This is a genomic window from Herbaspirillum sp. GW103, from assembly GCF_000261365.1.
In the GTDB taxonomy this organism is placed as follows: Bacteria; Pseudomonadota; Gammaproteobacteria; order Burkholderiales; family Burkholderiaceae_D; genus Herbaspirillum.
Genome location: NZ_AJVC01000004.1, coordinates 784,908 through 811,859 on the forward strand (window position 1 = coordinate 784,908; position 26,952 = coordinate 811,859).

The 26,952-nt window shown below is 60.8% G+C and carries 23 protein-coding genes and 2 rRNA genes; 15 read left to right on the forward strand and 10 right to left on the reverse strand.

Annotated elements, in window-relative coordinates; genetic code table 11:
• Positions 1 to 2: 2 nt before the first annotated feature.
• The 5 genes from GWL_RS15635 to GWL_RS15655 all read right to left on the reverse strand — a co-directional run bounded on the left by GWL_RS15635 (position 3) and on the right by GWL_RS15655 (position 6,434).
• Positions 3 to 659 (reverse strand): type VI secretion system Vgr family protein, encoded by a 657-nt coding sequence (locus GWL_RS15635; RefSeq protein WP_008331928.1) that lies wholly within the window; start codon positions 657 to 659, stop codon positions 3 to 5.
• Positions 656 to 901: a hypothetical protein gene (locus tag GWL_RS15640; RefSeq protein WP_034350986.1), complete on the reverse strand. Its 246-nt coding sequence runs from the start codon at positions 899 to 901 to the stop codon at positions 656 to 658. Before GWL_RS15640 ends, GWL_RS15635 begins: the two co-directional genes overlap by 4 nt.
• Before the next feature lie 326 nt (positions 902 to 1,227).
• Positions 1,228 to 2,928 (reverse strand): long-chain fatty acid--CoA ligase, encoded by a 1,701-nt coding sequence (locus GWL_RS15645; RefSeq protein WP_008331930.1) that lies wholly within the window; start codon positions 2,926 to 2,928, stop codon positions 1,228 to 1,230.
• Positions 2,929 to 3,180: 252 nt separating this feature from the next.
• On the reverse strand, positions 3,181 to 4,326 hold the full coding sequence (locus GWL_RS15650) for an aminopeptidase (protein ID WP_008331937.1): 1,146 nt from the start codon (positions 4,324 to 4,326) through the stop codon (positions 3,181 to 3,183).
• Between the two features lie 8 nt (positions 4,327 to 4,334).
• Positions 4,335 to 6,434 (reverse strand): molybdopterin-dependent oxidoreductase, encoded by a 2,100-nt coding sequence (locus tag GWL_RS15655; protein WP_008331938.1) that lies wholly within the window; start codon positions 6,432 to 6,434, stop codon positions 4,335 to 4,337.
• A gap of 107 nt (positions 6,435 to 6,541) precedes the next feature.
• On the opposite strand from GWL_RS15655, the gene GWL_RS15660 reads away from it, so the two are divergent.
• Positions 6,542 to 7,351, forward strand: a complete 810-nt coding sequence (locus tag GWL_RS15660; RefSeq protein WP_008331940.1) for an AraC family transcriptional regulator — start codon at positions 6,542 to 6,544, stop codon at positions 7,349 to 7,351.
• On the opposite strand, the gene GWL_RS15665 is transcribed toward GWL_RS15660, so the two are convergent.
• Positions 7,348 to 7,971: a LysE family translocator gene (locus GWL_RS15665; RefSeq protein ID WP_008331942.1), complete on the reverse strand. Its 624-nt coding sequence runs from the start codon at positions 7,969 to 7,971 to the stop codon at positions 7,348 to 7,350. The genes GWL_RS15660 and GWL_RS15665 overlap by 4 nt on opposite strands.
• Before the next feature lie 158 nt (positions 7,972 to 8,129).
• On the opposite strand from GWL_RS15665, the gene GWL_RS15670 reads away from it, so the two are divergent.
• The 4 genes from GWL_RS15670 (at position 8,130) to GWL_RS15685 (ending at position 11,274) form a co-directional block, all read left to right on the forward strand.
• Complete coding sequence (locus GWL_RS15670) at positions 8,130 to 9,323, forward strand: M20 aminoacylase family protein (RefSeq protein ID WP_008331944.1); 1,194 nt, start codon at positions 8,130 to 8,132, stop codon at positions 9,321 to 9,323.
• Between the two features lie 130 nt (positions 9,324 to 9,453).
• Positions 9,454 to 9,804 carry a DUF1304 domain-containing protein gene (locus GWL_RS15675; protein ID WP_008331946.1) on the forward strand — a complete coding sequence of 117 codons (351 nt, stop codon included), beginning with the start codon at positions 9,454 to 9,456 and terminating at the stop codon, positions 9,802 to 9,804.
• Positions 9,805 to 9,819: 15 nt separating this feature from the next.
• Positions 9,820 to 10,338, forward strand: coding sequence for a DUF695 domain-containing protein (locus tag GWL_RS15680; protein ID WP_008331948.1), 519 nt, complete (start codon positions 9,820 to 9,822; stop codon positions 10,336 to 10,338).
• A 216-nt stretch (positions 10,339 to 10,554) separates the two neighbouring features.
• Positions 10,555 to 11,274 (forward strand): DUF4088 domain-containing protein, encoded by a 720-nt coding sequence (locus tag GWL_RS15685; RefSeq protein ID WP_008331958.1) that lies wholly within the window; start codon positions 10,555 to 10,557, stop codon positions 11,272 to 11,274.
• An 18-nt stretch (positions 11,275 to 11,292) separates the two neighbouring features.
• Here GWL_RS15685 and GWL_RS15690 read toward each other — a convergent pair whose 3' ends face one another.
• Both GWL_RS15690 and GWL_RS15695 read right to left on the reverse strand, forming a co-directional pair.
• A complete protein-coding gene (locus GWL_RS15690) occupies positions 11,293 to 12,069 on the reverse strand; it encodes a DUF3047 domain-containing protein (RefSeq protein ID WP_008331961.1) in 777 nt (258 codons plus the stop codon).
• Positions 12,070 to 12,297: 228 nt separating this feature from the next.
• Entirely contained in the window at positions 12,298 to 13,290 is a 993-nt protein-coding gene (locus GWL_RS15695; RefSeq protein ID WP_008331968.1) for a LysR family transcriptional regulator, read from the reverse strand.
• A gap of 242 nt (positions 13,291 to 13,532) precedes the next feature.
• Between GWL_RS15695 and araD1 the strand changes: the two genes are divergently transcribed.
• From araD1 to GWL_RS15750, 10 genes are all read left to right on the forward strand, one after another.
• Positions 13,533 to 14,528 (forward strand): AraD1 family protein, encoded by a 996-nt coding sequence (araD1, locus tag GWL_RS15700; RefSeq protein ID WP_008331969.1) that lies wholly within the window; start codon positions 13,533 to 13,535, stop codon positions 14,526 to 14,528.
• A 201-nt stretch (positions 14,529 to 14,729) separates the two neighbouring features.
• Positions 14,730 to 15,413, forward strand: coding sequence for an amino acid ABC transporter permease (locus GWL_RS15705; protein WP_008331973.1), 684 nt, complete (start codon positions 14,730 to 14,732; stop codon positions 15,411 to 15,413).
• Positions 15,414 to 15,422: 9 nt separating this feature from the next.
• Positions 15,423 to 16,073, forward strand: a complete 651-nt coding sequence (locus GWL_RS15710; RefSeq protein WP_008331975.1) for an amino acid ABC transporter permease — start codon at positions 15,423 to 15,425, stop codon at positions 16,071 to 16,073.
• Positions 16,057 to 16,791, forward strand: a complete 735-nt coding sequence (locus tag GWL_RS15715; RefSeq protein WP_034350988.1) for an amino acid ABC transporter ATP-binding protein — start codon at positions 16,057 to 16,059, stop codon at positions 16,789 to 16,791. Before GWL_RS15710 ends, GWL_RS15715 begins: the two co-directional genes overlap by 17 nt.
• Before the next feature lie 67 nt (positions 16,792 to 16,858).
• A complete protein-coding gene (locus GWL_RS15720) occupies positions 16,859 to 17,665 on the forward strand; it encodes a transporter substrate-binding domain-containing protein (protein WP_008331980.1) in 807 nt (268 codons plus the stop codon).
• Positions 17,666 to 17,764: 99 nt separating this feature from the next.
• Positions 17,765 to 19,300: a UxaA family hydrolase gene (locus GWL_RS15725; protein ID WP_034351254.1), complete on the forward strand. Its 1,536-nt coding sequence runs from the start codon at positions 17,765 to 17,767 to the stop codon at positions 19,298 to 19,300.
• A gap of 258 nt (positions 19,301 to 19,558) precedes the next feature.
• Positions 19,559 to 20,734, forward strand: coding sequence for a fumarylacetoacetate hydrolase family protein (locus GWL_RS15735; RefSeq protein ID WP_008331984.1), 1,176 nt, complete (start codon positions 19,559 to 19,561; stop codon positions 20,732 to 20,734).
• A 16-nt stretch (positions 20,735 to 20,750) separates the two neighbouring features.
• Positions 20,751 to 21,515 carry an SDR family oxidoreductase gene (locus tag GWL_RS15740; protein WP_008331986.1) on the forward strand — a complete coding sequence of 255 codons (765 nt, stop codon included), beginning with the start codon at positions 20,751 to 20,753 and terminating at the stop codon, positions 21,513 to 21,515.
• A 141-nt stretch (positions 21,516 to 21,656) separates the two neighbouring features.
• Positions 21,657 to 22,607, forward strand: a complete 951-nt coding sequence (locus GWL_RS15745) for an SMP-30/gluconolactonase/LRE family protein (protein ID WP_008331987.1) — start codon at positions 21,657 to 21,659, stop codon at positions 22,605 to 22,607.
• Positions 22,608 to 22,765: 158 nt separating this feature from the next.
• On the forward strand, positions 22,766 to 23,320 hold the full coding sequence (locus GWL_RS15750) for an acyloxyacyl hydrolase (RefSeq protein WP_008331988.1): 555 nt from the start codon (positions 22,766 to 22,768) through the stop codon (positions 23,318 to 23,320).
• 459 nt (positions 23,321 to 23,779) lie between these two features.
• Here GWL_RS15750 and rrf read toward each other — a convergent pair.
• Positions 23,780 to 23,892 (reverse strand): 5S ribosomal RNA (gene rrf, locus GWL_RS15755).
• Positions 23,893 to 24,031: 139 nt separating this feature from the next.
• Positions 24,032 to 26,903: ribosomal RNA gene (locus tag GWL_RS15760) — 23S ribosomal RNA — on the reverse strand.
• Positions 26,904 to 26,952: the final 49 nt, after the last annotated feature.

A 26,952-nucleotide genomic window follows, 5' to 3' on the forward strand; every position in this document is an offset into this window, starting at 1 on the left:
GGTTAGTTGATATCGACGTCTTTGCCGGACAACTGCATCGGCCCGCTGGCCTCGATGCCGATCTCGGCACCGTTGATGGAGATCTTGCCGTCGGCCGTCATGCGCAAACTGGCCTTGCCCACCGAAATGGAAAGCTCCTCACCCGCCGTGATCGACAGGGTGTTGCCGACCTTGGTGATCTGGTTGATGCCAACCACCGTCGCCATCACAGTGCCCACGTTGAGGTTGTAGGCCAGGCCGACGTTTTCCATGCGGCCCATGCCGACGTTCTGCATGTAGGCCATGCCGATGGTTTCGGTCTTCATCCGCGCAACTTGGGTCGACCAGTTCTTGCCGATCTGGTCCTTGCGGTTCTTGCCGATGGTCTTGGTACGGTTGCTGCCGATGCTGATGGTTTCGTTGTTGTCGACCGTCTCGGTACGGTTGTTGTGGACCGTGATGGTCTCGTCGTTGTCGACCGTCTCGGTGCGGTCATGCCCGATGTGGGAGGTCTCGTCGTGGTCGATGGTCTTGCGGCGATCATGGCCGACCCATTTGTCTTCGTCGTGCTCGACCTCGGTCAGCTGGTCGCGCTCGGCGTGCAGCCATAACTGCTCCTGGCCCTTCTTGTCTTCGAAGCGCAGCGCATTGGCATTGTCGTAGCCGCCCTTGGTCGTCATGGCCGCTTGTTCCGCGTCCTGTCGCGCAGGAGGCAGGTCAGGTTTCCGGGTTCAGGTCTGGCGTTATCCGCCCGATGCCAACGATTGAGAGCGAAGTCGCGTGAACGACCGTGGCTGGCGTCAAGCTTGTTGACGAGCAGTTCAGAAAGGGGAGCGTCGTTGTCTGGGAAAGTGAGCCGCAGAATGCGGGCGTGCTGATAGTCTGAAAGCAGCCGTTCCAGACCGTGGAGGGTTTTGCGCATGCAGGATTCCTGTGTTCATCAAGTTTCCCTCCCTGATGTAACACCGGCGCGCATTTTAATATTTCCCAATGGAAACGTGCAACTCCTGAATGACGATGGCGGGCGACTGCATGAATTTTCGCCCCAAGGTGCAATAACTCTTCAGGCAAGGAGCCGGCCTGCCCCTCCAGAGAATCCGATCTGCTCAGGAAAATGACGACTCACCACCCGCGATGTTATGTGAGCCCAAACTGAAAAGGCCTGGGTCCGGTGCAATACCGAACTCAGGCCTTGATGCAGAAACTGACTGACGAACGCAAGAAGATCAGATTACGGCAGCGCTCGTTTCACGCCGCCTGCTTCTGCGCCGCCTTCGCAGGATCATCCCGCAACTCGCGGCGCAGAATCTTGCCCACGTTGGTCTTGGGCAGCTCATCACGGAACTCGATGTACTTCGGCTTCTTGTAGCCGGTGAACTGTTCCTTGCAGTACGCCATCAACTGCTCGCTGGTCAGCGACTTGTCCTTGCGCACCACGAAGAGCTTGACCGCTTCGCCGGTATGCTCATCGGGCACTCCAACGCAGGCGCATTCCAGCACACCGGGATGCTGCGCCACCACGCCTTCGATTTCATTCGGATAGACGTTGAAGCCGGAGACCAGGATCATGTCCTTCTTGCGGTCCACGATCCTGGTGTATCCGCGCGCGTCCATCACACCGATGTCACCGGTCTTGAAGAAGCCGTCCGGTGTCATGACCTTGGCCGTCTCGTCAGGACGCTGCCAGTAACCCGGCATCACCTGCGGACCACGAATGGCGATCTCGCCCGGCTGGCCCAGCGGCACCGGATGGCCATCATCATCGAGGATGGCGATTTCGGTGGACGGCAGCGGCAGGCCGATGGTCCCGGTGTATTCATCAATGGTGCAAGGGTTCGCGCTGGCGATCGGCGAAGTTTCGGACAAACCGTAACCTTCGATGATGGGACAGCCGGTCAGCTTCTTCCACTTGTCGGCCACGCTCTTCTGCACCGCCATGCCGCCACCCACGCAGCAGCGATAGCCGGAGAAATCCAGCTTGGCAAAGTCGGCATTGTTGAGCAGCGCGTTGTAAAGCGTATTGACCGCCGGGAAGGTATTGACCTTGTACTTGGCCAGCTCCTTGACGAACCCCGGAATATCGCGCGGATTCGGGATCAGCAGGTTCAGCGCACCTTCACGCGTGCCCAGCAGGTTGCAAACGGTGAGCGCAAAGATGTGATACAGCGGCAGTGCGCAGACGAACACCAGCTGGTCGATGGGCTTGCCGGACTTCAGCGCCGGGGTCAGCCATTCTTCGGCTTGCAGTACGTTGGCGATCAGGTTGCGATGAGTCAGCACCGCCCCCTTGGCCACGCCCGTGGTACCGCCAGTGTATTGCAGGAAGGCGACATCATCGGGCGTGAGCGATACCTTCTGCAAGGTCTTGCCCTCGCCCTGCGACAGCGCGCGGCTGAAGGAGACGGCATTGGGCAGCGACCAGGCCGGCACCATCTTCTTGACGTGCCGCACCACCAGGTTGACGATGGCCCCCTTGAGCGTGCCGAGCAGCTCGCCCATGCTGGCCACCACGATGTGCTTGACCTGGGTATGGGCTACCACCTTCTGCAACGTGCAGGCAAAGTTCTCCAGCACGAAGATGGCTTCGGCACCGGAATCCTTCAGCTGGTGTTCCAGCTCGCGGGCAGTGTAGAGCGGATTGACGTTGACCACCGTGTAGCCGGCACGCAGGATGGCGGCAATGGCGATCGGGTATTGCAACACGTTGGGCATCATGATCGCCACGCGAGCCCCCTTCTGCAGGCCAAGGCCTTGCAGCCACGCGCCCATGGCGCGCGACATGGCATCGAGTTCGCCATAGCGGAGATACTTGCCCATGCAGACGTAAGCGTTCCGATCGGCATGCTTGGCGAAAGCCTCTTCGATCATCTGCACCAGCGAACCATAAGCGCTGGGATCGATATCAGCGGGAACGCCTGCGGGATACGATGCAAGCCAGAATCTTTCCATAGTGTGTCCTCTGTCTCCGGTCATAACGTGCGCTGGGGCTGCGCAGTGAAGCAAGACCACCGCGTTGGCGCGCACAGCAAAAAAAGCACGAGTGTTTTTTTATTTAACGCAGATGCTATCCAGCATTCGACGGCGGGGCAAGCATTTTGCGCCCCAAATTTGAGATTTTTTGCAAAATGGCTGCCAACGGCAGCGATATCACGGTCAGTCCCGGCCTGTTACGTTCAACGGCAAGCCAGCGACTGCCCAAATTTATCCGGCATGATACGCCGGCCTACCGTCCTTGGGCCGGCCATTGGTGCAGGGTGGAAATATTTCTGCATCGGCCTTGCCCCTGCTCAAGGGCGCATCACCGAGGGCGGCATGACGTGCCGCCTTGTCCATGCGCGACAGCGTGCGCACCTTGTCATAGAAATCAGGGAAGCCACTGCTACGCGCAAACAATTGACGGAACGCCGGCACCAGATCGTGATACGCCCCCACCAGCGCCAGATGCGCATTGGACAAGGGCATGGCAAACCAGCGGTCGTAACCGGCATAGCCGTGCCAGCGGCTGGCCTTGATCTGCGCGTATTCGGCATGCAGGGCGGCGAAGATGGCGGCCTTGCACTGGCGTTTTTGGGCGTCACTGGCGTGGCTGTCGTAGTTTTCCTTCAACCGGGCGCGATACTTGTCCAGCAGGGCCAGGAATTCGCGCTTGCGGGCGGCAAAGCGGTGGTAGGCCTCGAACATCGCCGGATCGTGGCGCGCCGCCAGCCAGCGCTCCACGCCCAGCTCTTCCACGGCCACCGCAAAGCCTTCATTGAAGGAAGTATCACCAGGCGCATACACCGTCTGGTGCGCCAGCTCATGGAAGATCAGCCGCGCCAGTTCGCCATCGGGATACTGGATGAAGGTCGAGATCACCGGATCATCGAACCAGCCCAGCGTGGAATATGCCGGCACGCCCGCCACCTGGACGTCGTAGCCCTCGGCCTTGAGCGTCTCGGCATAGGCCTGGGCATCCTTGAGATGATAGTAGCCGCGATAGTCCACGCAGCCCGCAATCGGGAAGCACCATTGCTTGGGCTGGAGCGAAAGTTCGGGTGCGGCCACCACGTTCCACAGCACGAAGGGCCGGTCCAGCTGGGCATAGCTGCGATAGCTGCCATTGTCGGGCAGATCCAGTTCGGTGACGGCGTAGCGGCGGATCTCGCGCACGGTCTGCAACTTGGCCTTGAGCGCAGACGAGGTAGCGGGATCATCAATCCAGTCCTGCAGCGGCTTGGCCTGGGCCAGCAGCGAAAACTGGCCATGTGCGGCCTGGGCGTAATACGAGACGCTTGAGCATCCCGTGAGCGCCCACAGCGCCGCCAGCGCGGCAACGATGGCGCCCCATCGCACACGGCGGCGCAGCACGGAAAACCTCAGGCCGCCACCGGCTGCTGCAGTTTTTCCACCTGCACCAGTACGTCATAGAAAGTCGGCGCATTGCCCATGTCGGTCAGGCGCTGGCTGGTGACTTCGTTGGCGTTCTTGCCATCGGCGGCAAATTTCTTCCACCAGATCGACAGGCCCACCACCAGTCCCATGCGCGCCTTGTCGGTCACGCGCACGCGTGCCTGCATGCTGCCGCGGTCATTGAAGATGCGGACCGTCTCACCCTGGGCGATGCCGCGTGCGGCGGCATCCTGCGGGTGCATGTCGAGGTGCGGCTCACCTTCCGTATCGCGCAGGCTCTGCACGTTGACGAAGGAGGAATTGAGGAAATTGCGTGCCGGCGGCGAGATCATCGCCAGCGGGTATTTCGCGCCCAGCTGCGGATTGCTGGCCACCGATTCATAGGGCGCGATATAGGTCGGCAACGGATCGAGACCTGCGGCCTTCATCTGCTCGGAATAGAACTCGCACTTGCCCGAGGGCGTGGCAAACCCGCCTTCGGCAAAGGGCGCCACCGGCACCGACAGGCGCTGCCAGCCCTTCTGCTTCAACTGTTCCCAGTCGTAGCCGACGCTGCGCGGGTCGTCGCGCTTGAAGGCCACGGCGGCCAACTGATCGTCGCTGTCCTTGAAGCAGTCCTCTGCAAAGCCCATCGCTGCGGCCAGCAGGCGGAAGATCTCGGTATTCGGTTTGGCCTCGCCCAGCGGGGCGATGGCGGCATTGTTGGCCATCATGTAGACGTGGCCATACGAGGCATGCACATCGATGTGCTCCAGCTGCGTAGTCGCGGGCAGGAGGATATCGGCATAGTCGGCGGTATCGGTCTGGAAATGTTCCAGCACCACCGTGAACAGATCCTCACGCGCAAAGCCCTGCGCCACCTTGCCCGACTCCGGGGCCACCGCCACCGGGTTGGAGTTGTAGACGATCACCGCCTCCACCTGGGGACCGAAGTCGGGCGAAGCCGGCTTCAACAAGTCATCGCCGATGGTGCTCATGTTGATGACGCGGCTGGGCTTGCCATGACGCGCGGCCAGGTCGGGACGGCTCAGGGCGGCGGCATCCTTGGGGAAGCTGTCCGACACCGACAACTGGATGCCTCCCGAAGCATGACGCCATGCACCGACCAGCGCCGGCAGGCAGGCCACATTGCGCGCGGCCATGCCACCGCCGCGTACGCGCTGCAGGCCGTAATTGGCGCGGATGAAGGCGCCCTCCCCGGCCAGCGCGACGCGGCCGTATTCGCGGGCCAGGTTCTGCACTTCGTCCGCACTGATGCCGCACACTTCAGCGGTACGGGCCGGAGTCCATTCAGCCACGCGCTCCTTGAGCTGGTCGAAGCCCAGCGTGTAGCGTGCGATGTAATCGTGGTCCAGCAAGTCTTCTGCGATCAGCACGTGCATCAGGCCCAGCGCCAGCGCGGCATCGGTGCCGGGCAAGAGCGCGATGTGCTGGTGGCATTTCTCCGCGGTCAGCGAGCGATATGGATCAATGGCGATCAGGCGTGCACCGTTGCGCTTGGCCGCTTGCACACGGGTCCAGAAATGCAGGTTGGAGGCAATCGGATTGCCGCCCCAGATGATGATGAGCTTGGCGTGATCGACCTGCTCCAGGTCGGCACCGATGCGCGCGCCGATGGTGTAGCGATAGCCTGCGCCACCGGCCGAGGCGCAGATGGTGCGGTCCAGCTGCGAGGCACCGAGACGGTTGAAGAAACGGCCGGCCATCGATTCGCCCTGCACTTGGCCCATGGTCCCGGCATAGCTGTAGGGCAGGATGGCTTGCGGATCGCGCAGGGCGATCTGGCCCAGGCGCTCTGCGATGGTGGCGATGGCCTCGTCCCAGCTGATGCGTTCGAACTTGCCCTCGCCCTTCTTGCCCACGCGGCGCATGGGGTGCAGCAGGCGGTCCTGGTGATAGGTGCGCTCGGCATAGCGCGAGACCTTGGTGCAGAGCACGCCGGCCGTCGGCGGGTGCGCCGGATCGCCGCGCACTTCGGTGGCGACGCCGTCCTTGACGGTCACCAGCAGGGCGCAGGTATCAGGGCAATCATGGGGACAGGCGGCACGGACGATGGTGGTGGTCATGGCAGAGAAGAAAGCGGGGAAAGAAAAAACGGAAGCCCTCGGCGCGCGCGAGGCAAGCAGCTACTTTATCTTAAAATGGCGCGTCACGACTCTTCCGTAGTGCTGCCATGTCTCCTTCACCGCACTTCTGGCGTCCTCCCGCCCTGCCCTTCTTCGAAGGCCGTCGCGCCACCGGCAGCCTGTCCTGCTATGCGCCGCATACGCATGACAGTTTTTCCATCGGCGTCGTCGACGGTGGGCACAGCGTCTTCACGCTGGCCGATCGCAGCGAGCCCATTTTCCCTGGCGACGTGATCCTGGTACAGGCTGGCGATGTGCACAGCTGCAATCCGGCAGACCTGCAGCGCTGGAGCTATCGCATGTTCCATCTGGACACCAACTGGCTTGCCGCCCTGCTGGCGCAAACCCCGGCCACATGCGGGTTGCTGGTGCGCATGCCGTCGCAGGTCGTGCGTTCGCCGGAGGCACTGCAATGGCTGGACCGCATGACGCATGCGCTGGAGCATGGCCACCCGGACCTGCAGAGCGAAGTGATACGTTGCCTGCAGCAAGTGATGCGCGCGTGCGCCGATGCCTGCGCGCCCGCGCAGCACGGCGATGCGCCCGAAGACGACGGCCTGCAGCGCGCCCATGATTACCTCCTGGCCCATTGCCGCGACCGCGTCTCGCTGGCGACCCTGGCGGAACTGGCCGGCACCAGCCGCTACCAGGTGATCCGCCAGTTCCGCCGCCGCTTCGGGCTGACCCCGCATGCCCTGCAGCTGGACATGAGGATCCGCCAGGCACGCACCCTGCTGCAGCGGGGTGCCAGCACCGTCCATGCCGCGCTCGATACCGGTTTTGCCGACCAGAGCCACTTCCATCGCGCCTTCAAGTCCCGGGTGGCGGCCACACCGCTGCAATATCGCCGCGCCTAGCTGCGACTGGCGACCAGTGCGGCGGCAGCGAGCATCAACAGCAGGCCCGCGCCCCGCTCGATGAGCGGCAGCACGCGCGTGAGCGCCCGCATCACGCGCTGCTGTCCGATGAAATACACCAGCGCGGCATCCCAGGCCAGTACAGCCCCGAACATCCAGATGCCATAGAAGAGCTTGGTCGACGCACCGGTCTGCGCGGACACGATGACGGTGAACAGGCCGAAGTAAAACACGCCATTCTTGGGATTGAGTGCGGCCGATAGAAACCCCGTCCCCAATGCGGCCCATGGCGCGACCTTGGCAGTCAACATTGCCGCATCAGGCAAGACCGCCGCGTGCCGTCCGGCGCGCCAGAAGACCCATCCCAGCCAGGCCAGGTAGAACGCCGCCAGCCACTGCATGGCCGCCAGCAGCAGCGGCGCTCGCTGCAACAGGCTGAAGCCGCCGATGGCCAGCTCGATATAGAGCCCGTTGGCCAGCGCAATCCCCAGGGCGGCAGCCAGCCCATAGGCCTGCCCATGGCGCAGGCTGCCCCGCAGCAGCAAGAGGAAATCCGGACCGGGACTGGCCAGCGCCAGCAGGTGCGCACCCGCCAGCAGGAAGAATTCGGAAGAAAGCATCATGTGTCCTGGCGCCTGCCCGGCGCCCCCTGATAAAAATGTGCATGCTAGGCAGGCTCGCGGCCGTTGTATTGAACGAAATTGCACAGGCGCTCTTGCGCCGCCAAGGCGCGGTAAGATAGGCACACTTGTTACCAACGCCATTGCACCAGACTCCCATGAAACTCATCGACCCCATCGTCCAGTTCCACGCCGAACTGCAGAAGATCCGCCGCGACATCCACGCCCATCCCGAGCTGTGCTACGAAGAAGTGCGCACCGCCGACGTGGTGGCGCAAAAGCTGACCGAGTGGGGGATTCCAGTCGTACGCGGGCTCGGTGTCACGGGCGTGGTCGGCATCATCAAGGCGGGCGACAGCCCGCGCGCCATTGGCCTGCGGGCCGACATGGATGCGTTGCCCATGGCCGAAATCAATACCTTCGACCATGCCTCGCGCCATCCCGGCAAGATGCACGCCTGCGGGCATGACGGGCATACCGCCATGCTGCTGGGCGCTGCCCGTTACCTGGCGCAGCACCGCAATTTCGATGGCACCGTCTACGTGATCTTCCAGCCGGCTGAAGAAGGCGGACGCGGCGCCGAGCGCATGATCCAGGATGGCCTGTTTGAAAAGTACCCGATGGATGCCGTCTTCGGCATGCACAACTGGCCGGGTATCCCGGCCGGGCATTTCGGTGTGACGCCCGGTGCGCAGATGGCTTCCAGCAACGAATTCCATGTCACCGTCCGGGGCAAGGGATCGCATGCGGCTCAACCGCACAAGGCGGTCGATCCGGTGATGACGGCGGTTCACATCGCCCAGGCCTGGCAGAGCATCGTGGCACGCAACGTCAATCCGAACGATCCCGCCGTGGTATCGATCACCCAGATCCATACCGGCAGCGCCACCAACGTCATTCCGGATGAGGCCATGATGGTCGGCACCGTGCGTACCTTCAGCCTGCCGGTGCTGGACCTGATCGAGCGCCGCATGCAGGAAATCGCCGAGCACACAGCCGCCGCCTTCGATGCCACGGTCGAGTTCCGCTTCAACCGCAACTATCCGCCGTTGATCAACCATCCCAAGGAGACCGCCTTCGCCGTCGAGGTACTGACCGAACAGTTCGGCGCCGAGCATGTGGATGCGCAGACCGAGCCGACCATGGGTGCCGAGGATTTCGCCTTCATGTTGCAGCACAAGCCGGGCTGCTACGTCTTTTTGGGCAATGGCGATGGCGGTCATCGCGATCAGGGCCATGGACTGGGTCCGTGCAACCTGCACAACCCCAGCTACGATTTCAACGACGACCTGTTGCCCATCGGCGCCACCTACTGGGTGCGACTGGCCGAGAAATTCCTGCAGGCGAAGTAAGCGCGGCAGCGCCGCGCAGGGCATTGGCGAGCGGGCCCATTTCAGGCATGATCGCCAAAGCCCGCCGCCCGGAGAACTCTGTACGCAGCGACGGCGCTGCAAGAACGTATAACGACAACAGGGAGAAACCTTGCACACGCTCGCCACCATTCTGGTTCTGCTGGTCGCTCTGGAACATGTCTGGATCCTGATTCTGGAAATGTTCCTGTGGACCAAACCGCTGGGCCTGAAGACGTTCCGCCAGTCGCGCCAGGCCGCCGAAGCCACTCGCGTACTGGCCGCCAACCAGGGCCTCTATAACGGTTTCCTGGCCGCCGGGCTGTTCTGGAGCCTGGCCACGGGCGATCATGCCGTGCAGGTATTCTTCGTGAGCTGCGTGCTGGTGGCCGGCATCTATGGCGGCCTCACCGCCAAGCGCAGCATTCTTTACATCCAGGGCCTGCCCGCCTTGCTGGCGTTGCTGGCCTTGCTGGCCAGTTGAACCGGCCCGACGACCATGACCCGCGCCCTCTTGCTGGCCTTGCTGCTCCTGCTGGCGCGCTCCGGCCTGGCGCAGGATACCGAGCCTGAGTGGTGGAGTTACCAGTCCCAGCGCGGGGAGAGTCTGAGCCTGGTCAAACTGGACATGAGCTTGCGGCGCAGCTTCCCGTTGTCCGGTTTTCCGTACGTGGTGGTGACCCGGGTGAGTTACGTTCCCGCCACGCCCGACGGCTTGCCGGCGCTGCCCGAGCAGGATCGGCTGGAAGCCCTGTCCGACCAGCTGGCTGCCGCCATCGCCAAGAAGACCCGCAGCCTCTACGTGGGTACGGCGTTCAGCCAGGGATTGCAGCAATCCTGGTTCTACGTGACCGATCCCAATGGCCTGGAGCCCGTGGTCGCTGGCGTGCACGCCCAACTGTGCCAAGGCTGCAAGACCAGCACCGCGATCCTGGCCGATCCGACCTGGGCGCTCTACCGCGATCAATTGCTGCCCGACTGGGAAACCCGGCAGCGCTACGGATTACGCAGTTACTAGGGCCTGTTCACATTAAATCTGCGAGATGCAGATTTAATGTGAACAGGCCCTAACATTCAGCCCCGGGGCGAACAGGTAAAGTTTACGGGACGAACTGCCGATAACAAGTTTCCTGACAGCATCATCATTGACATTGCGTCATCACAACCAGCCCGGTATGCCGCCAGTCGCGGCGGCCGGAACCACAACGTCGGACCGGGTCCGAGGGGAAGCCGCATGAAACAGATCAAACTCATCCTCAAGGACGAGATCTACGACTCGCTGGAGCGGGACTATCACAACTTCGTGCGGCTCTCGACCAAGATCGACTCGGGCTTCGTCAAACCCTCCTTCGACAGCTACCTGCTGGCCAAGCTCTCCGAGAACACCAATTTCCTCACCGAAGAAGCGGTACAGCACCTGATGCTCTCGGGCCAGTATGCGTGGGCGCGACGGGCGATGGACAAGGAATTCCCTGACGTGGTGCAGATCCTCATCGAGCAGGCCGCCAACTACGGTTTCTGGATCGCGGTGCGCCATGACTGGGGTACCGAAGAACTGGTCAATGCCTCGCGGGCCTGGGCCAGCGCCATCATCAAGCAGGCCAAGGGAGATGAAACCCAGATCGACGTGCTGGCCGCGCAAATCAAGGCCTCTGCCACCAATATCGCCGTCGTGCAGGAGCGTCTGAAGACGCCTGCCTCGCAACTGGCCCATGCGATGGTGCAGGAACTGCGCGAGACCCACATTGCCATCGAACATGCCTCCGGCATGGTGGCGCGCGAAAAGCTGGGGGCCATGCGTACCCTGCTCAAACTCGGGCGCGCCTACGGCAACGTCTCGGAAAAGGCCGAACAGGACATGATGGACAAGCTCAAGCGCGAAAAACCCTGGCTCTTCGACACCGGTCCCAAGGGTTTCTGGGGCCACGTCGCTGCCTGGTGGCGCGGGGTCTGAACCCGCAGTCCGGTTTCTTCAGGGAGCCTGCACGGGCTCGGCCTGGCGCATGAGGCGGATGTCGCCATACCAGGCTTGCATCTTCTGGACGGTGTTGTCGGTATCGGTGAGCACCCCCACACCGATCAGGCGGCCGGGCTTTTCACCGAAGGCGCGCTCATAGTCCTCGGCCACGTTGCGTTGGTAATTGCGCCACTGCCCCACATGTTGCGCACCGCTTTCGGCCACCAGCATCTGGATGCGGCCAGTGCGCCCGTTGGCGATGACAGTGCCCACGGGCGCCTTGGGATCCCATACGTACATCAGCGTGGCATAGGGTAAATCATGGCCGGTAAGCAACTTGGCCGTATCGAAGAGGATGGTATCCATCAGCGAAAGCTTGTCGTGGTCGCCATCGAAGGCCAGCACGATGCGTACGGGAGAGTCATCGGTTTCCCGGTGCGCGAGGTCGGCGCCGGGAATCATACCGGCCGCCTTCCAGCTCCAGATCAACCAGGGTTTCTTGTTGATGTCGATGTCGACCGGATGACGCAGTCCGGAAGAAGCGCGGTCAGCAACGGCATGCAGCACGCTGCGGCCATTGTCCTGTACCAGGCCGTATTGGGTCGGAATCTTCTTGCGGGTAAAGACCAGGGGCTCCCAGCCAGCCGGCAGGCCTTCGGGCGGGTTGGCCGAGAACAGCGCCAGGGCCTGATCCAGCCGGGCCTGCCTGGCGACGTCGTTGGGCGGTTGCGGCTTCTGAGCGGCACAACCGGCCAGCAGGATGGCACCGGTCACGCAGAGCGGGACCAGCATGGTGTGCGTGAACGAGACTGGAAAGGACACAGGACCGAGAGCAGCAAGGCGCGTGCGCACGCGCGTGAGACGCAAATTCATGAAGGCCAACCGGAGAAATCGGAATCTGAGGGAAAGTCTGCGGCCACCCCGACCGCAGACGAACACTAACAGGAAAATCACGCGAGACGATATCGGGAAAACCCTTGGCAAGTAAAAAAACATCAGCAATGCAGCGCGACAGCCTGCTCAGTTTTGCTGCCGCAGGATCTGGATGAACATCTTGGCCAGCGACGATAGCGTGCTGTTCTTGCGCGTAACGATGCCGTAATGCTCGATGCGCGTCTTCAGGTTCACCGGCAGGATGCCCAGCATCTGGCGCGCAGCGAAGAAGTGGGCGATGTCCAGCGGCATCACCGCCACCATGTTCGATTGCGCCAGCAGGGTGATGGTGACGAAGGGCGAGGCCGTCTCGATCACGTTGCCGGGCACCTTGAGTCCCTCCAGCTTGAATTCATGCTCGATCCAGATGCGCATCGGCATGTTGCTGGAATACAGAATCCAGGAAGCCCCGGCCAGCTCCTGCAGGCGCACCTTCTGCGCCGTGGCCAGCGGATGGTCGATACCGCTGACGATGCACATGGGCTCGCCGCGCAGCATTTCGTAGTGATACAGATTGGGCTGCGAGCTGACCGAAGAACGCCCGATCATCAGGTCAATACGCCCCTGATCCAGCAGCAGCAGCTGACGCGCGCTGGTATCTTCGCTGATCTCGATGGAGACATCCGGCTGGATCTCGCGCAGGCGTGACAGCGCGCGCGTGACAAAGGGGGCCGCGCCCATGATGGTACCGATGGACAGGCGCCCGCCGCGGCCGCTGATCATGTTCTGCAATTCCTCGCGCAGGTTGGCCACGTCGCTCTGGATCAGGCGCGCATAGCGGATCACGCAACGCCCAAGCTCGGTGGCCTCGATGCCGCGCGGGGAGCGGTCGAACAAGGTCACGCCCAACGCATCCTCCATTTCATGCAAGGCCTTGGTAGCGGCCGGCTGGGTCATGTGCATGACCTCGGCCGCCTTGTGCAGCGAGCCCTGCTCGTCGAGCGCCGTCAGCAATGCGACCTGGCGGAAGCGCAGGCGGCTGACGATGGAGCCGACCGAAGGCAGTGCATCGCCCGCGACGCCCGCAGGGCCGTCCTCTTCCAGTCGGTTATCACCCGATGAATTAAGCTCATTAGACATCCTCTTGCCAGCCTCTTATAGTCGTCCCGGAAAAACCACAATGCTAGCGCATCTGCCTCCTGCCCACGGCGATGCGTGAAAAAAGCTCAGGAGACGACGGGCAGATTGATCCACAGGTGGCTTGGCCTGACGGCAGTGTCCTGCCGCTTGCCAATCGCGGCCCCTGTTCTGCACTGCGCGCCTCCTGGCTCTGACCGCCCCTGACCGGCGGCCTGTGGATGAAGACAGTACAAGGAGACCCGGTGAGGCTGATTCAATATCGCGACCTGCATGGCCAACGTCATGTCGGCATCGTCAATGGTCCCGCCATCCAGGCGCTGGGCGAGGTCGCCACCATGCGCGAACTGGGCCTGCTGGCCATCGAACGCAACACCGGGCTGGAACGCCTGGCCCAACTGCTCAATACCGACCGGTCCGAGGACTACGCAGCGATCCTGGACGAGGGCCGCATCCTGGCACCGCTGGATCATCCCGATCCTGCACATTGTCGCGTCTCCGGCGCGGGCACCACACACCTGGGCAGCGCCACCACGCGCGACAAGATGCACCGCCGGCTGGAAGGCGATGAACTCGACAAGACCGATACGCAGCTGATGATCGAATGGGGCATTGCCGGGGGCCGTCCCGCCCCGGGTACGGTGGGCGTGCAGCCGGAATGGTTTTACAAGGGTGATGGCAATTGCATCGTCGCGCCCGGCCAGCCGCTGCCGCGTCCCGACTTCGCGCTGGATGGCGGCGAGGAACCGGAGATCGTCGGTCTGTACCTGATCGATGCCGCGGGTTGTCCGCGCCGCCTCGGCTTTGCCATCGGCAACGAGTTCTCGGATCACGTGATGGAGCGCCGCAACTACCTCTACCAGGGGCACTCCAAGCTGCGCCACTGCGCCTTCGGGCCGGAGCTGCTGGTGGGTCTGCCTCCTGCACACCTGATCGGCATGACACGCATCCGGCGCCGTGGCCGCGTGATCTGGGAACAGGAATTCCTGACCGGCCCGGACAACATGTGCCATGCCATCGAGAATCTCGAATATCACTATTTCAAATACGCCCACCTGCTGCACGCGGGGGACGTGCACGTGCACTTCATGGGCGCGGCCAACCTGTCCTTCGCCTACAGTGTGCGTACCGAGGACGGTGACAGCATCGAAATCAGTATTCCCGACTTCGGCGCACCGCTGGTCAATGGCATTGAGTACGTGAAGTCGATGTTTCAACCGGGCGGTGTCAGGCAGCTCTAGCTGCGCTGCAGTTGCACCGTCGTTGCAGCCACACCGCCCGGCCCCAGGCGCGCCGCCAGGCGCATGACATACCGGCAATCGTGCCAAGGCCCCGACCTCGCGGTCATACAACAAGAGGCCGCCCCCAGGAAATTCAACCAAGGAGACCACCCTCATGCAGCTATACCCGCCTCGCCCCCACGCCGTAAGGACGGAGCGTCGATGAACTACACCTTCGATTTCATGAGCGTCTTCGCCAACTGGGACCGCCTGCTGATGGGCGCCTGGCTGACGATACAGCTCTCGGCCTTGTCCATCGTATCGGGCTTCGTGGTCGGCACGCTCTGCGCGATTGCCGGCAAGAGCCGACTGGCGCTGGTGCGCGGCCTGGTGCAGGCGTATGTCGAAATCATCCGCAACACGCCACTGCTGGTGCAGGTGTTCCTGGTGTTCTTCGGCCTGGCCAGCATCGGCTGGAAGCTGACCGCCGAGACTGCCGCAGTCATTGCGCTCACCGTCAACGTGGGTGCCTATACCACCGAGATCATGCGCGCCGGCATCAACTCCATCCATCCGGGCCAGATCGAGGCGGCCGAATGCCTGGGCATGTCGCGCTTTCACGTCTACTGGCACGTGGTGCTGCTGCCGGCGGTGGAGCGCGTCTATCCCTCGCTGACCAGCCAGTTCATCCTGCTGATGCTGGCCTCCAGCATCACCTCGCAGATTTCGGCAGAAGAGCTGACCGCCACCGCCAACCTGGTGCAGTCGGAAACCTTCCGCAGCTTCGAGGTGTATGCAGTCATCGCGGTGGCCTACCTGGTGCTGTCCTTCCTGTTCCGGGGCGCCTTCTGGGCAATCAGCCAGATGGCCTTCGTGCGCAAGCGCAAGCTTGGCACCAATCTTTGAGGAGACGTGATGAACGCATTCAGTTTCCTGCACGTGGAATATCTGCTGCAAGCTGCCGTCTGGACCGTGGTGCTGTCACTGGTCGCCTTTGTCTTCGGTGGCGTGGCCGGTTTCGTGATCGCCTTGTGGCGGGTCTCGCCCAATGCCCTTCTGCGCGGCATCGCCAGTACCTACATCCAGGTGGTGCAAGGCATTCCGCTGCTGGTGATCCTGTTCGTGGCCTACTTCGGACTGGCCATCGCCGGCCTGAAGCTGACCCCGCTGGTGGCCGCCGGAATTTCCTTTGCGATCTACTGCGCCGCCTTCCTCGGCGAGATCTGGCGCGGCTGCATCCAGGCAGTTCCCAAGACCCAATGGGAAGCCTCGGAATGCCTGGGCTTCAACCGCTTCGAGCAGCTCACCAAGGTGATCCTGCCGCAGGCGATCAAGATCGCCACGCCGCCGACCGTGGGCTTCATGGTGCAGATCGTCAAGAACACCTCGCTGGCATCGGTGATCGGCTTCGTCGATCTCTCGCGCGCCGGCCAGATCATCAACAACTCGACCTTCCAGCCGTTCACCGTATTCGGCTGCGTCGCCCTCATCTATTTTTGCCTGTGCTTCCCGCTGTCAGCGCTGTCCAAGCACTTTGAAAGGAAACTGAATGTCAGCCATCGTTAAGATCAAGGACCTGCACAAGAGCTTCGGCAGCAACAAGGTATTGAACGGCGTGTCGCTGGATGTGCAGAAGGGCCAGATGGTGGCCATCATCGGCAAGAGCGGCTCGGGCAAGAGCACGCTGCTGCGTTGCCTGAACGGTCTGGAGAAAGTCGACGGCGGTGACATCCATGTATGCGGACATGATATTCATCATCCGGACAAGCTCAACCTGCGTGAGTTGCGCAAGCAGGTCGGCATCGTCTTCCAGAGCTACAACCTGTTCCCGCACCTGACGGTGGAGCGCAACATCACGCTGGCGCTGACCACCATCAAGAAGATGTCGACCGAGCAAGCCAAGACGATCGCCCACAAGGTGCTGCAACTGGTCGGGCTGGAAAACAAGAAGGAAGCCTATCCCGAGCAGCTCTCCGGAGGCCAGGCGCAACGCGTGGCGATTGCCCGCTCGCTGGCCATGGCGCCGGAACTGATGCTGTTCGACGAGGTGACCTCGGCGCTGGATCCGGAACTGACGGCCGAAGTGCTCAAGGTGATGGAAGACCTGGCACGCGGCGGCATGACCATGGTGCTGGTCACGCACGAGATGGCCTTTGCCCGCAAGCTGGCCGATGTGCTGGTGTTCATGCACCAGGGCCAGGTGTGGGAGATCGGCCCGCCCGACGAACTCTTCAGCAACCCGAAGACGGCTGAATTGCAGAAGTTCGTCTCCAGCGACCTGTGACGAGCACGTTTTCAGCTTGTATGGATTTTTTTTCAGCAGCACCCCTACAATCACTCAGGAGACATCAATGAAAAAACTGTTCAACTTCACCAAGAAGGCCGCCGCCATCGTGCTGGGCCTGGCCTGCTTTGCCCAGGCTGCCCACGCCGATGCGCTGGCCGACATCAAGGCGCGCAAGAAGGTGCTCATCGCCATCGACCTCGGGGCGCCGCCCTTCGGCATGACCAATGCCAAGCTGGAACCGCAGGGCTCGGATGTGGAAACGGCGCGCCTGCTGGCCAAGGATATGGGCGTGGAGCTGGAGATCGTGCAGGTGACCGGTCCCAACCGCATTCCCTTCCTGATGACCGGCAAGGCCGACATGGTGATCTCGTCCTTCTCCATCACCCCGGAACGCCAGAAGGTAGTCGCCTTCACCCAGCCCTATGGCGCCTCGCAGTTCGTGGTGGCCGCCCCCAAGAGCGAGAACATCAAGAGCCTCAATGACCTGGTCGGCAAGCGCGTGGCCGTGGTACGCGGCAACATGCAGGATTCGCTGCTGACCCCGATCGCGCCCAAGGGTACCAGCATCGTGCGCTTCGATGACGATGCCACCGTGACGGCGGCCATCATCTCGGGCCAGGTCGATGCACTGTGCACGCCCAATTCGCTGGCCTCGGCCATTGCCAAGCAGAACCCGTCCAAGAACCTGGAAACCAAGTTCGCCATCAAGGACATCCCCTATGCCATCGGCCTGCGCAAGGGCGAGCCGGCACTGGAGAAGTGGCTCAACGACTGGATCACCACCAACCTCAAGAATGGCAAGCTGCCCGGCATCTACCAGCAATGGGTGGGCAGCCCCATGCCTGATCTGGCCCAGTTCGCCGCCAAGTAAGACTGTCGTTTCCGGCATGCCGCGCCTGCAACCGGGCCCGGCATGCGCCCGCCGCCCGCGCGGCCAGCCTGCAGCATCCACGTTCTCACCGAGATCAACATGAAAGCACACTCTCCCGTCATCCGCCTGAATCCGGTCGATGATGTCGTCATTGCCCGCCAGCAGCTCATTTCCGGCACCGTACTGCAAGACGAAGGCGGCCTCAAGGTCCAGGGCCTCATTCCCGCCGGCCACAAGATGGCCACCCGCGCCATCGCCAGCGGTGAGCCGGTCAAGCGCTATGGCCAGATCATCGGCACGGCCAGCCAGGACATCGCGCCCGGCCAGCACGTGCACACCCACAACCTGGCCATGGCCGAGTTCTCGCGTGAACACCATTTCGGCGCGGACGTGAAACCGGTCGATTTCGTCGCCCAGCCGGCTACCTTCATGGGCATCGTGCGTCCGGATGGCCGCGTGGCCACACGCAACTACATCGGCGTGCTGACCTCGGTGAACTGCTCGGCCACGGCGGCCCGCGCCATCGCCGATTACTTCCGGCGCGATATCCATCCTGAAGTGCTGGCCGACTATCCCAACATCGATGGCGTGGTGGCGCTGACCCACGGCCAGGGCTGTGCGCTCGATTCGCAGGGCGAGCCCTTGCAGATCCTGCGCCGCACCCTGGCCGGCTATGCCACCCATCCCAACTTCGCCGCCGTGCTGGTAGTGGGCTTGGGCTGCGAGACCAACCAGATCTCCGGCCTCATGGAAAGCCACAACCTCAAGGAAGGCGAATACTTCCACACCTTCACCATCCAGGGCACCGGTGGCACCGCCAAGACCGTGGCGCTGGGGATCGAGAAGATCAAGAAGATGCTGCCCAAGGCCAACGACATCAAGCGCGAGCCGGTATCGGCCAAACATCTGACGCTGGGCCTGCAATGTGGCGGTTCCGATGGCTATTCGGGCATCACTGCCAACCCGGCGCTGGGTGCAGCGGTGGACTTGCTGGTGCGGCATGGCGGTACTGCCATCCTTTCTGAAACACCGGAAATCTATGGTGCCGAACACCTGTTGACCCGTCGTGCGGTGACGCCGGAAGTCGGTGAGAAGCTGCTGGCGCGCATTGCCTGGTGGGAGGAGTATTGCGCCAAGAACGATGCCGAGATGAACAACAATCCCTCGGCCGGCAACAAGGCCGGTGGCCTGACCACCATCCTGGAGAAATCGCTGGGCGCAGTTGCCAAGGGCGGCACCACCAACCTGGTGGATGTCTACAAGTATGCCGAGACCGTGACCGCACGCGGCTTTGTCTTCATGGATACCCCGGGCTATGACCCCATCTCGGCCACCGGCCAGGTCGCCGGCGGCGCCAACATGATCTGCTTCACCACCGGCCGTGGTTCGGCCTATGGCTGCGCACCGGCCCCCTCGCTCAAGCTGGCGACCAACACGGCGCTGTGGCAACGCCAGGAAGAAGACATGGACATCAACTGTGGCGAGATTGCCGACGGGAATGTTACCCCGCAGGAAATTGGTGAGCGCTTCTTCCAGATGATCCTCGACACCGCCTCCGGCAAGAAGACCAAGAGCGAACTGCATGGCTATGGGCAGGATGAATTCGTGCCCTGGCATATCGGTGTCTATACCTGATGCTGATGCAGATCATCAGGGCCCGGCTGCGTTTGGGCTAGTGTCATTCACAGTCAATCATGCCGATCCGTATTACCGCGACACAGGTCGCGTAATACGGGCTGCCGGCCAAGCATCCTTGCCTTCGGGCATCCACGCGGATGAGGATGCTTCGCCCGCGGTTGGTGCGGTCCGTCTTCCCCCTGCAGAACAACATATTGTGGCGCCGCCCGCTTCCCGTGTAGTCCGGGTACGCCTCCAACATAAGGAATCAAGAACATGACTCACAGTTACTCGCTCCAGGCACATCTGCCTGAAGACCACGCAGAGGCCACGCTGATCGGCCGTCTCTGGCAACCGGGCGTGGGCCCGGTGCTGGTGAGGATTGATGCCGATGGTGCGTATGACCTCACGCTCATCGCCGCGACGTCCAGTCAATTGCTGGAACTCGATGATCCCGCCGCCGCCGTGCGCGCGGCCACCAACATGACGCGCCTGGCCACGCTGCAGGAGCTGCTGGACAATGCCGACGCCGGCCGCCGTGACACTTCGCGCCCCTGGCTGCTGGCGCCCATCGACCTGCAGGCCGTCAAGGCCAGCGGCGTGACCTTCGTGGCCAGCATGCTGGAGCGCGTGATCGAGGAACAGGCACGCGGCGACGCCGGCAAGGCGGAGTCGGTACGCAAGGCGATCACGGCAGTGATCGGTGACAACCTCTCCAGCGTGGTGCCGGGCTCGCCGGAAGCCGCGCGCCTGAAGGAAGTATTGCTGGAGCAAGGCGTGTGGTCGCAATACCTGGAAGTGGGCATCGGTCCGGATGCGGAGATCTTTACCAAGGCGCAACCGATGTCGTCGGTGGGGCTGGGCGATGAGGTCGGCATTCATCCCAAGTCGGCCTGGAACAATCCGGAACCGGAGATCGTGCTGGCCATCAACAGCAGGGGCAAGGTGGTCGGCGCTACGCTGGGCAATGACGTCAACCTGCGCGACTTCGAAGGCCGCAGCGCACTGTTGCTGGGCAAGGCCAAGGACAACAACGCCTCCTGCGCAGTCGGACCTTTCATTCGTCTGTTCGACGCAAACTTTTCAATTGACGATGTACGCCGCGCCGAACTTACAATGCGGGTCGATGGTACGGAAGGCTTCACGCTCAAGGGCAGCAGCTCGATGTCCATGATCAGTCGCGATCCGCTGCAACTGGTGGAACATGCGATCGGTCCCAATCACCAGTATCCGGATGGGCTGGTGCTGTTCCTGGGCACCATGTTCGCACCGACCCAGGACCGCTTCGGTCCCGGCCAGGGATTCACGCATCAGGTGGCTGACATCGTCACCATCTCCACGCCCCGGTTGGGTGCACTGGTGAACACGGTGAACTTCAGCGACCAGACGGCACCGTGGACCTTCGGGCTTACCGCGCTGTTCAAGAATCTGGCCCACCGCAAACTCATTTAATCGCAAAGGAACAAGCATGTCCGCATCCACTGGCCGCCTCGCCGGCAAGACCGTCCTCATCACCGCTGCCGCCCAGGGCATTGGCCGCGCCTCCACCGAACTGTTTGCGCGGGAAGGTGCGCGCGTCATCGCCACCGACATCAGCAAGACGCACCTCGATGAGCTGGCCTCCATCGCCGGTGTGGAAACGCATCTGCTGGATGTCACCGATGACGCAGCCATCAAGGCACTGGTGGCCAAGGTCGGCACCGTCGATGTGCTGTTCAACTGCGCCGGCTATGTCGCTGCAGGCAACATCCTGGAGTGTGATGACAAGGCTTGGGACTTCTCCTTCAACCTCAATGCCAAGGCCATGTTCCATACCATCCGTGCGGTGTTGCCTGGCATGCTGGCCAAGAAGGCCGGTTCCATCGTCAATATCGCCTCGGCTGCATCGAGCGTGAAGGGGGTGGCCAATCGCTTCGCCTATGGCGCTTCCAAGGCTGCGGTGGTGGGATTGACCAAGTCGGTGGCGGCTGACTTCGTCTCGCAGGGCATCCGTTGCAATGCGATCTGCCCGGGCACCATCGAATCGCCCTCGCTGAACCAGCGCATCAGCACCCAGGCCAAGGAAACCGGCAAGAGCGAGGACGAAGTACGCGCCGCCTTCGTGGCCCGCCAACCCATGGGCCGCATCGGCAAGGCCGAGGAAGTGGCGGCGCTGGCGCTTTACCTGGCATCGGACGAGTCCAACTTCACCACGGGTTCGATTCACATGATCGATGGGGGCTGGTCCAACTAGGCAGGGAGCTGATGATCAGACAGATCAGACAGGTGATGTAGATCAGGACGGCATGCTTCGCGCATGCCGTTTTTTCTTTGGGGGTGTCCGGTGCTGACAGTGTTGTGGATCAGGTTTATCAATCCAGATCCTCGCGGCATAATGGGCGCTTCCTCACTCAAGCTGACAGGCAAGCCCATGTCCCTGGCCTCCCCCGTGTTTTCCGCAGACACCTTCACGACCGTCTCTCCGAAACCCATGCTGCTGGGCGAATCGCCTTTGTGGCATGCCGAGGAAGGTGCGCTGTACTGGATCGACATTCCCGGCAAGGCGGTCCACAAACGCGTTCTGGCGACCTGGCAGCATCAGCGCTGGGACATGCCGGAAGAACCGGGCAGCATCGTCAAGCACGCGCAAGGCGGACTGGTGGTGGCTTTGCGTACCGGCATGTTCCATCTCAATACGGGCAATGGTGCGCTGTCGCTGCTGCTGGAGGCGCCTTACGATACGACACGGATCCGTTTCAACGACGGCCGCTGCGACGCCTCCGGCCGCTTCTGGTGCGGCACCATCTATGAGCCGCGCGATCGTGACGGCGGTACGCTGTACTGCTTCGAACGCAATGCACTGCGCGACGCGCATCATGCGGTGGTGACCTCCAATGGCGTGGCGTTCAGCGCGGACCAGCGCCTGATGTATCACGCCAATACGCCAGCGCACCGCATCCATGTGTATGACTATGACCTGGCCACCGGTCATACCAGCCATTGCCGTCTGCTGCGCCAGTTCGACAGCGACAAGAGCGCGCCTGATTATGGCGGCCGTCCGGACGGGGCGGCTGTCGATAGCGAGGGGGCTTACTGGTGTGCCATGTTTGAAGGGGGCCGGGTGTTGCGGTTGTCCCCGCAGGGCGAGATCCTTCAGGAGATCCAGCTGCCGGCGCGGTGTCCGACCATGGTGGCCTTCGGCGGCGAAGATCTGCGCACCCTCTTCATCACGACCGGGCGCAATGGTCGCAGCCAAGCGGAGCTGGCGCAGTATCCTCTGTCTGGCGAGGTGCTGGCCATACGTGTGGACGTGCCGGGCAGACTCGAGTACAGCTATCGTCCCTGAGCCAGCGCCCGCTCTGTGGTAAGGACGCGGCAGAATCTTTCACGCGAGTATGCTTTAGTGATGATTATGAGAGAATACTGCGTCCCGCGGATGCCCTGGCGCCGCGCCGAAAACAAGCAAAGATCCTTCAAAACACTTTACGCGCTGAAAGAGAATCCATGACTAAATTGAAGAGCCTGGTCGCCAAGATCGCTTTTGCTGGCGTCGCCGCCGTTGCCATCCAGTCGCCCAGCTATGCCATCGACGGCATGTCGCTCGAATACGGCACCGGCAACAGCACGCAGCTGGCCCGTATCGGTGCCCAGTTCAACTGGGGTCCAAACTGGAATTTCTGGCAGTCCAATGGCACCCATATCGGAGGCTACTGGGATCTGTCCTTGGCCAACTGGCGCATGAACCACTACAACAACACCAGCGACAGCGGCAACCTGATCGACCTGGGCCTGACACCGGTGCTGCGCTTCCAGCGCGATGACGGCAAGGGTTTCTATGGTGAAGCAGGCATCGGTGTACACCTGTTCTCCAAGCTCTACCGCAACAATGACAAGGTCTTGTCGACGGCATTCCAGTTCGGCGACCATATCGGCGCCGGCTACGTCTTCGGCAATGGTCTGGACCTGGGCATCCGCCTGCAGCACTTCTCCAACGGCGGCATCAAGGAACCCAACGGCGGCGTGAACTTTGCCGTTGCGCGCGTGGCTTACAAGTTCTGATGATTGCAGACTGAAGTGCTGAAAATGAAGAAGCCGGCTCTGCCGGCTTTTTTATTGTCTGTCGTTTGGGTATGTTTGCCGGGTGCTTGCGGTGCCCGGCATGCGTGCGGGGATTCGGGTGGAATCTTAGATTTTTACCTGTGCATAAATTAACAGCCGTGGTGCGCAGTCAATCCGGCTGTGTATAAATCTAAGTTCCTGTTTTTCAGCAACCGCCTGGGCCAAGGGTTGACGGCCGACTGGACGCACCAAAACCAAAGATCCTGTCTGTCAATTGATGCACAAGCGTTTGCCGGTGGCCTGCGGGTCTGTGCATAACACTAAGAGAACGTGTGTACCTGATCGTCGCGTATGGGCGAGATGTCGGCTCTCGCCAGGGCCAACTGGCATCAATACAAACCGGCCGCCCAAAGCAAAAACCCTCGCTACTTTCGTAACGAGGGTTCCTGGGAGTAACAAGCCTGACGATGACCTACTTTCACACTGGTTGCAGCACTATCATCGGCGCGAAGTCGTTTCACGGTCCTGTTCGGGATGGGAAGGGGTGGTACCAACTTGCTATAGTCATCAGGCATAACTTGTAAAGTCAGTTGCTCTCACTGGAGCAGCAACTAACCCAAACTGGAAGAAGTATTTATTAGATTCTTGGGTGTGATGCACTAGGGCAAACACAATATATGCTCAACTTGTCTATAACAGAGCTAATGTTATAGGAACAAGCCGCACGGGCAATTAGTATCAGTTAGCTTAACGCATTACTGCGCTTCCACACCTGACCTATCAACGTCCTGGTCTCGAACGACCCTTTAGGGGAATCTAGTTCCCGGGAAGTCTCATCTCAAGGCGAGTTTCCCGCTTAGATGCTTTCAGCGGTTATCTCTTCCGAACTTAGCTACTCGGCAATGCCACTGGCGTGACAACCGATACACCAGAGGTTCGTCCACTCCGGTCCTCTCGTACTAGGAGCAGCCCCCTTCAAACTTCCAACGCCCACGGCAGATAGGGACCAAACTGTCTCACGACGTTTTAAACCCAGCTCACGTACCACTTTAAATGGCGAACAGCCATACCCTTGGGACCGGCTACAGCCCCAGGATGTGATGAGCCGACATCGAGGTGCCAAACTCCCCCGTCGATATGAACTCTTGGGAGGAATCAGCCTGTTATCCCCAGAGTACCTTTTATCCGTTGAGCGATGGCCCTTCCATACAGAACCACCGGATCACTATGTCCTACTTTCGTACCTGCTCGACTTGTCAGTCTCGCAGTTAAGCACGCTTATGCCATTGCACTATTAGCACGATGTCCGACCGTACCTAGCGTACCTTCGAACTCCTCCGTTACACTTTGGGAGGAGACCGCCCCAGTCAAACTGCCTACCATGCACTGTCCCCGATCCGGATAACGGACCAAGGTTAGAACCTCAAACAAACCAGGGTGGTATTTCAAGGTCGGCTCCACAGAAACTAGCGTTCCTGCTTCAAAGCCTCCCACCTATCCTACACAGATTGGTTCAAAGTCCAATGCAAAGCTACAGTAAAGGTTCATGGGGTCTTTCCGTCTAGCCGCGGGTAGATTGCATCATCACAAACATTTCAACTTCGCTGAGTCTCGGGAGGAGACAGTGTGGCCATCGTTACGCCATTCGTGCAGGTCGGAACTTACCCGACAAGGAATTTCGCTACCTTAGGACCGTTATAGTTACGGCCGCCGTTTACTGGGACTTCAATCAAGAGCTTGCACCCCATCATTTAATCTTCCAGCACCGGGCAGGCGTCACACCCTATACGTCCACTTTCGTGTTTGCAGAGTGCTGTGTTTTTATTAAACAGTCGCAGCCACCATTTTATTGCAACCCTTTTGTCCTTCTGGCGCAGGCCAGTCAAACTACTTGGGCGTACCTTATCCCGAAGTTACGGTACCAATTTGCCGAGTTCCTTCTCCCGAGTTCTCTCAAGCGCCTTAGAATACTCATCTCGCCCACCTGTGTCGGTTTGCGGTACGGTCTCGTTAGACTGAAGCTTAGAGGCTTTTCTTGGAACCACTTCCGATTGCTTCGCGAACAAGTTCGCTCGTCTCACACCCTTGAATTACGCTGCCGGATTTGCCTAACAGCCTTCTTCGATGCAAAAACCGACTATTCCAACAGTCGGACAACCTTCCGCGATCCGTCCCCCCATCGCATCTAACGACGGTGCAGGAATATTAACCTGCTTCCCATCAGCTACGCATCTCTGCCTCGCCTTAGGGGCCGACTCACCCTGCTCCGATGAACGTTGAACAGGAAACCTTGGGCTTACGGCGTGCGGGCTTTTCACCCGCATTATCGCTACTCATGTCAGCATTCGCACTTCTGATACCTCCAGCATCCTTTACAAGACACCTTCACAGGCTTACAGAACGCTCTCCTACCATATCCTTACGGATATCCGCAGCTTCGGTGACTGGCTTAGCCCCGTTACATCTTCCGCGCAGGACGACTCGATCAGTGAGCTATTACGCTTTCTTTAAAGGATGGCTGCTTCTAAGCCAACCTCCTGACTGTTTTAGCCTTCCCACTTCGTTTTCCACTTAGCCAATCTTTGGGACCTTAGCTGGCGGTCTGGGTTGTTTCCCTCTTGACGTCGGACGTTAGCACCCGGCGTCTGTCTCCCAAGCTCGCACTCATCGGTATTCGGAGTTTGCAATGGTTTGGTAAGTCGCGATGACCCCCTAGCCATAACAGTGCTCTACCCCCGATGGTGATACTTGAGGCACTACCTAAATAGTTTTCGGAGAGAACCAGCTATTTCCAGATTTGTTTAGCCTTTCACCCCTATCCACAGCTCATCCCCTAATTTTTCAACATTAGTGGGTTCGGTCCTCCAGTGCGTGTTACCGCACCTTCAACCTGGCCATGGATAGATCATCTGGTTTCGGGTCTACACCCAGCGACTGAACGCCCTATTCGGACTCGATTTCTCTACGCCTTCCCTATTCGGTTAAGCTTGCCACTGAATGTAAGTCGCTGACCCATTATACAAAAGGTACGCAGTCACCCCTTACAGGGCTCCTACTGTTTGTATGCACACGGTTTCAGGATCTATTTCACTCCCCTTCCGGGGTTCTTTTCGCCTTTCCCTCACGGTACTGGTTCACTATCGGTCGATTACGAGTATTTAGCCTTGGAGGATGGTCCCCCCATGTTCAGACAGGATTTCACGTGTCCCGCCCTACTTGTCGCAAGCCTAGTTCCACACCATCGATTTCGCATACGGGGCTATCACCCACTATGGCCGGACTTTCCATTCCGTTCTACTATCGTTGATGCTAAATCTTGCAGGCTGATCCCATTTCGCTCGCCACTACTTTGGGAATCTCGGTTGATTTCTTTTCCTGTAGCTACTTAGATGTTTCAGTTCGCCACGTTCGCTTCGTTACCCTATGTATTCAGATAACGATGACCTTACGGCCGGGTTTCCCCATTCGGAAATCTGCGGATCAAAGCTTGTTTGCCAGCTCCCCGCAGCTTATCGCAAGCTACTACGTCCTTCATCGCCTGTAATCGCCAAGGCATCCACCATGTGCACTTATTCGCTTGTTCCTATAACGTTAGCCTCTTTTGCAAGAGCGTTATAAAGAAGCGTTGAGTT

What these genes read in the sequence shown, in the direction of transcription:
- GWL_RS15635 (WP_008331928.1), bottom strand. Translation starts at nt 659, where the DNA reads ATGACGACCAAGGGCGGCTACGACAATGCCAATGCGCTGCGCTTCGAA.
- GWL_RS15640 (WP_034350986.1), bottom strand. Translation starts at nt 901, where the DNA reads ATGCGCAAAACCCTCCACGGTCTGGAACGGCTGCTTTCAGACTATCAG.
- GWL_RS15645 (WP_008331930.1), bottom strand. Translation starts at nt 2,928, where the DNA reads ATGGAAAGATTCTGGCTTGCATCGTATCCCGCAGGCGTTCCCGCTGAT.
- GWL_RS15655 (WP_008331938.1), bottom strand. Translation starts at nt 6,434, where the DNA reads ATGACCACCACCATCGTCCGTGCCGCCTGTCCCCATGATTGCCCTGAT.
- GWL_RS15660 (WP_008331940.1), top strand. Translation starts at nt 6,542, where the DNA reads ATGTCTCCTTCACCGCACTTCTGGCGTCCTCCCGCCCTGCCCTTCTTC.
- GWL_RS15665 (WP_008331942.1), bottom strand. Translation starts at nt 7,971, where the DNA reads ATGCTTTCTTCCGAATTCTTCCTGCTGGCGGGTGCGCACCTGCTGGCG.
- GWL_RS15670 (WP_008331944.1), top strand. Translation starts at nt 8,130, where the DNA reads ATGAAACTCATCGACCCCATCGTCCAGTTCCACGCCGAACTGCAGAAG.
- GWL_RS15680 (WP_008331948.1), top strand. Translation starts at nt 9,820, where the DNA reads ATGACCCGCGCCCTCTTGCTGGCCTTGCTGCTCCTGCTGGCGCGCTCC.
- GWL_RS15685 (WP_008331958.1), top strand. Translation starts at nt 10,555, where the DNA reads ATGAAACAGATCAAACTCATCCTCAAGGACGAGATCTACGACTCGCTG.
- GWL_RS15690 (WP_008331961.1), bottom strand. Translation starts at nt 12,069, where the DNA reads ATGCTGGTCCCGCTCTGCGTGACCGGTGCCATCCTGCTGGCCGGTTGT.
- GWL_RS15695 (WP_008331968.1), bottom strand. Translation starts at nt 13,290, where the DNA reads ATGTCTAATGAGCTTAATTCATCGGGTGATAACCGACTGGAAGAGGAC.
- GWL_RS15705 (WP_008331973.1), top strand. Translation starts at nt 14,730, where the DNA reads ATGAACTACACCTTCGATTTCATGAGCGTCTTCGCCAACTGGGACCGC.
- GWL_RS15710 (WP_008331975.1), top strand. Translation starts at nt 15,423, where the DNA reads ATGAACGCATTCAGTTTCCTGCACGTGGAATATCTGCTGCAAGCTGCC.
- GWL_RS15715 (WP_034350988.1), top strand. Translation starts at nt 16,057, where the DNA reads ATGTCAGCCATCGTTAAGATCAAGGACCTGCACAAGAGCTTCGGCAGC.
- GWL_RS15720 (WP_008331980.1), top strand. Translation starts at nt 16,859, where the DNA reads ATGAAAAAACTGTTCAACTTCACCAAGAAGGCCGCCGCCATCGTGCTG.
- GWL_RS15725 (WP_034351254.1), top strand. Translation starts at nt 17,765, where the DNA reads ATGAAAGCACACTCTCCCGTCATCCGCCTGAATCCGGTCGATGATGTC.
- GWL_RS15735 (WP_008331984.1), top strand. Translation starts at nt 19,559, where the DNA reads ATGACTCACAGTTACTCGCTCCAGGCACATCTGCCTGAAGACCACGCA.
- GWL_RS15740 (WP_008331986.1), top strand. Translation starts at nt 20,751, where the DNA reads ATGTCCGCATCCACTGGCCGCCTCGCCGGCAAGACCGTCCTCATCACC.
- GWL_RS15745 (WP_008331987.1), top strand. Translation starts at nt 21,657, where the DNA reads ATGGGCGCTTCCTCACTCAAGCTGACAGGCAAGCCCATGTCCCTGGCC.
- GWL_RS15750 (WP_008331988.1), top strand. Translation starts at nt 22,766, where the DNA reads ATGACTAAATTGAAGAGCCTGGTCGCCAAGATCGCTTTTGCTGGCGTC.